Consider the following 3,878-nt stretch of genomic DNA (forward strand, 5'->3'; position numbering starts at 1 on the left):
AATAATCATCATGGCAGGGAAAAAATTATCTCGTAGAGATCGTATAAAAAAAGGAATCAGAAAAAGACTTACCGGTTCTGACAACCGTCCACGTTTATCAGTATTTAGAAGCAATAAAGGAATTTATGCTCAAATCATTAACGACGTAACTGGTAGCACAATAGTTTCAGCTTCATCTTTATCTAAAGATTTTGCTGGTAACGGAAACAAATCAGCACAGTCTGTAGCTGTAGGTAAAATGGTTGCTGAGAAAGCAATTGCAGCAGGTATAAAAGAAGTTGTTTTTGATAGAAACGGTTACTTATACCACGGACGTGTTAAGTCGTTGGCAGAAGGTGCACGCGAAGGTGGTTTAGTATTTTAATCTGAAAATAGAGAAGAATGTCAACTAACAATATAAAAAGAGTTAAGACTAGCGAGATCGAATTAAAAGATCGTTTAGTTAGCATACAACGCGTTGCCAAAGTAACCAAAGGTGGACGTACATTCAGCTTTTCTGCCATTGTGGTAGTAGGGGATGAAAACGGAATCGTAGGATACGGATTAGGTAAAGCGAAAGAGGTAACGGAAGCTATTGCTAAAGGTATCGATGATGCTAAAAAGAATTTAGTAAAAATTCCGCTTTTACATGGTACTGTTCCTCATGAGCAAATTGGTAAATTTTCAGGTGGTTTCGTTTTAATTAAACCAGCTGCAGTAGGTACCGGAGTAATTGCTGGTGGTGCAATGCGTGCCGTATTAGAAAGTGCTGGTGTACATAACGTATTAGCCAAATCAAAAGGATCTTCTAACCCACACAACGTGGTAAAAGCAACTGTTGATGCATTGACTAAAATGCGTGATGCATATACAGTAGCTCAACACCGTGGTGTAGATTTAAACAAAGTTTTTAACGGATAATATTATGGCTAAGATCAAAATAACCCAGGTAAAAAGCATCATCGACAGAAGTGAGCGTCAAAAAAGAACTATGCAAGCTTTAGGTTTAACAAAATTAAACCAAAGTGTAGAAGTTGAAGCTACGGGTGCCATTATAGGTATGGTTAGAAAAGTTAACCACCTGGTAGCAATAGAGAATTTATAAAAATAAAGGTTGTTAAAATGTATATATTTACATTTGCAACCTTTATATATGTTTAACCGTTGCCCTGATTAGTGAAAGCGAAGGGCAGCACAATAAGTTTCAAAATGAACTTAAGTAATTTAAAACCTGCAGTAGGTTCTACAAAGAATAACAAGAGAATTGGTCGTGGTACTGGTTCTGGTCGCGGTGGAACTTCCACTCGTGGTCACAAAGGAGCTGGATCCCGTTCAGGACACAAAACCAAAATTGGTTTTGAAGGTGGACAAATGCCTTTACAACGTCGTGTACCTAAGGTAGGTTTCAAGCCAATTAACCGTGTAGAATATGTAGGCGTTAATTTAGACGTTTTACAAGACTTAGCAGAAAAATTTAGTTTAACCAGTATTGATTTCGCTACTTTGCAAGAGCATGGTTTAGCGTCTAAAAATGACTTGGTAAAAATTCTAGGTCGTGGTGAGGTTAAATCTAAAATAGAAGTTAAAGCACACGCTTTTTCTGCTACTGCACAAAAAGCTATTGAGGCTGTTGGAGGCTCAATCGAAAAATTGTAATTAATGAAGAAGCTGTTTACTACTTTAAGTAATATTTGGAAAATTCAAGAATTGAGAGAGCGTATTGTATTTACGCTCATCATTCTTTTGGTTTATAGATTTGTGTCGCACGTGGTTTTACCAGGTGTTGACCCAACTGCTTTAGGCGATAATGAAAAATCAGGTCTTTTAGGTCTATTGGATATGTTTGCCGGCGGATCTTTCTCTCGGGTCTCAATCTTAGCCTTGGGGGTTATGCCTTATATTTCTGCGTCCATTGTAGTTCAGTTACTCGGTATAGCGGTGCCTTCGTTCCAAAAAATGCAAAAGGAGGGAGAAAGTGGTCGTACAAAACTTAATCAGATTACAAGATATTTAACAGTAGCTATTACTGCGGTTCAAGCTATTGGTTATGTAAAAACACAGGTTCCACCAGAAGCCATTATGATTAACCATACATTATTCTTTGTGGTTGCTACTTTTGTTTTGTCTGCCGGTACCTTGTTTGTAATGTGGTTAGGTGAGAAGATCACTGACAAAGGTATTGGTAATGGTATATCACTAATCATTATGGTGGGTATTATTGCGCGTTTGCCTATCGCTTTGCAACAAGAGATCAGTTCGCGATTTGTTGGTGAAGGTGGGTTAGTTGCTTTAGTTTTAGAATTGGTTGCTTTAATTGGTGTGGTTATTTTTACCATCCTTATTGTACAGGGTATACGTAAAGTGCCTGTGCAATATGCAAAACGTATTGTTGGTAACAGACAATTCGGTGGTGTTAGACAGTACATTCCCTTAAAAGTAAATGCTGCAGGCGTTATGCCGATTATCTTTGCTCAGGCTTTGATGTTTATTCCAGCTACTTTAACTGGGTTCTTTCCATCGATGCAAAACAGCTGGTTAATCCAGTTTAGCGATTATACTTCTTTAGCATATAGTTTGACGTTTGCATTTTTAATTATTGCTTTTACGTTTTTCTATACAGCAATCACTGTTAACCCGACTCAGATGGCGGATGACATGAAGAAAAACGGTGGTTTTATTCCAGGTGTTAAACCAGGTTTAGCTACTTCTTCTTTCATTGACGACGTGATTTCCAAGATTACTTTTCCAGGTGCGATTTGTTTGGCTTTGATTGCGATCATGCCATCTGTTGCGGTGAAGTTTGGCATCAAATCTGAATTTGCCCAGTTCTATGGTGGTACATCCCTTCTTATTTTAGTAGGTGTTGTATTGGATACGCTTCAACAAATTGAAAGTTATTTGTTAATGCGTCATTACGATGGTTTGATGAAGACCGGACGTGTAACTGGCCGTTCAGGTATTCCTGCAGCTAATAGCAGTAACGCGGTTATTTAGAATTTGGAATGTCGAAGATTTATTACAAGTCTACAGAAGAAATCGAATTGATAAGAGAAAGCGCGGTTGTCTTATCGGGTGCATTAGCAGAGATTGCCTCTGTAATTGCTCCAGGTATGACAACCATGAGTTTGAATAACTTAGGCGAAACCTTTATAAGAGATCATGGGGGCGTTCCCGCATTTTTGAACTATAATGGTTTCCCTTATGCTTTGTGTATATCACCTAATGAGCAAATTGTTCATGGGATTCCAAGTGATCATGTGATCAAGGAAGGTGATCTCATTTCTGTTGACTGTGGTGTTATCAAGAATAATTATTATAGTGACTCTGCATACACCTTTGCAATTGGTGAAATTGATGAGGAAAGGCAGAGGCTCATTGACACTACCAAGCAATGTTTATATGCAGGTATTGAAAAAGCAGTGGCTGGTAATCGCGTTGGCGATATAGGTTTTGCTATTCAAAAGCTTGCGGAGGATAATGGCTTTGGTGTTGTTAGAGAACTTGTAGGTCATGGTGTAGGTATTAAACTTCATGAAAAACCAGATGTTCCGAATTACGGTAAACGTGGTTCAGGAATTAAACTGGAGGAAGGAATGGTACTTGCAATTGAACCTATGATTAATGCAGGAAGTGCAGGGGTTAAGTTTTGGTCTGACGGTTGGACTGTGACGACAAAAGATAACCGGCCTTCAGCACATTATGAACATATGGTTGCGATCAAAAAGGGAAAAGCAGACGTATTGTCGTCCTTTTCGCAGATTGAAGAAGTTTTAAAGAAAAAAAGAGAATAATTAATTTTTTTTATTTAATTTTGCAACCCTGTTTAGTAGCAGCTAATTCAGTAAAAATCAATATTATATGGCTAAACAAGCCTCAATTGAACAAGACGGTGTAATAAG

Annotated in this window: 6 protein-coding genes; all 6 read left to right on the forward strand. The window is 38.0% G+C overall.

All coding sequences use genetic code 11. The features are described from left to right. Positions 1–10 precede the first annotated feature (10 nt). The 6 genes from rplR (at position 11) to map (ending at position 3,770) form a co-directional block, all read left to right on the forward strand. On the forward strand, positions 11–364 hold the full coding sequence (gene rplR / locus ACR2F3_RS15415) for a 50S ribosomal protein L18 (RefSeq protein WP_432710881.1): 354 nt from the start codon (positions 11–13) through the stop codon (positions 362–364). 17 nt (positions 365–381) lie between these two features. Next, positions 382–900, forward strand: coding sequence for a 30S ribosomal protein S5 (rpsE, locus tag ACR2F3_RS15420; RefSeq protein WP_196859741.1), 519 nt, complete (start codon positions 382–384; stop codon positions 898–900). A 4-nt stretch (positions 901–904) separates the two neighbouring features. Further along, complete coding sequence (gene rpmD / locus ACR2F3_RS15425) at positions 905–1,084, forward strand: 50S ribosomal protein L30 (RefSeq protein WP_432710877.1); 180 nt, start codon at positions 905–907, stop codon at positions 1,082–1,084. A 104-nt stretch (positions 1,085–1,188) separates the two neighbouring features. Continuing rightward, positions 1,189–1,635 carry a 50S ribosomal protein L15 gene (rplO, locus tag ACR2F3_RS15430; protein WP_432710878.1) on the forward strand — a complete coding sequence of 149 codons (447 nt, stop codon included), beginning with the start codon at positions 1,189–1,191 and terminating at the stop codon, positions 1,633–1,635. A 3-nt stretch (positions 1,636–1,638) separates the two neighbouring features. After that, the gene (gene secY / locus ACR2F3_RS15435) at positions 1,639–2,973 is read left to right on the forward strand and encodes a preprotein translocase subunit SecY (RefSeq protein ID WP_432710879.1); all 1,335 of its coding nucleotides are present in this window, start codon (positions 1,639–1,641) and stop codon (positions 2,971–2,973) included. Between the two features lie 8 nt (positions 2,974–2,981). Then, complete coding sequence (map, locus tag ACR2F3_RS15440; RefSeq protein ID WP_432710880.1) at positions 2,982–3,770, forward strand: type I methionyl aminopeptidase; 789 nt, start codon at positions 2,982–2,984, stop codon at positions 3,768–3,770. The last annotated feature ends 108 nt before the right edge of the window (positions 3,771–3,878 follow it).

The sequence above is a fragment of the Pedobacter sp. genome (assembly GCF_045627485.1).
Classification (GTDB): Bacteria; Bacteroidota; Bacteroidia; order Sphingobacteriales; family Sphingobacteriaceae; genus Pedobacter.

Coding starts and splice junctions, on each gene's coding strand:
- rpsE (WP_196859741.1), top strand. CDS start 382: ATGTCAACTAACAATATAAAAAGAGTTAAGACTAGCGAGATCGAATTA.
- rplR (WP_432710881.1), top strand. CDS start 11: ATGGCAGGGAAAAAATTATCTCGTAGAGATCGTATAAAAAAAGGAATC.
- secY (WP_432710879.1), top strand. CDS start 1,639: ATGAAGAAGCTGTTTACTACTTTAAGTAATATTTGGAAAATTCAAGAA.
- rplO (WP_432710878.1), top strand. CDS start 1,189: ATGAACTTAAGTAATTTAAAACCTGCAGTAGGTTCTACAAAGAATAAC.
- map (WP_432710880.1), top strand. CDS start 2,982: ATGTCGAAGATTTATTACAAGTCTACAGAAGAAATCGAATTGATAAGA.
- rpmD (WP_432710877.1), top strand. CDS start 905: ATGGCTAAGATCAAAATAACCCAGGTAAAAAGCATCATCGACAGAAGT.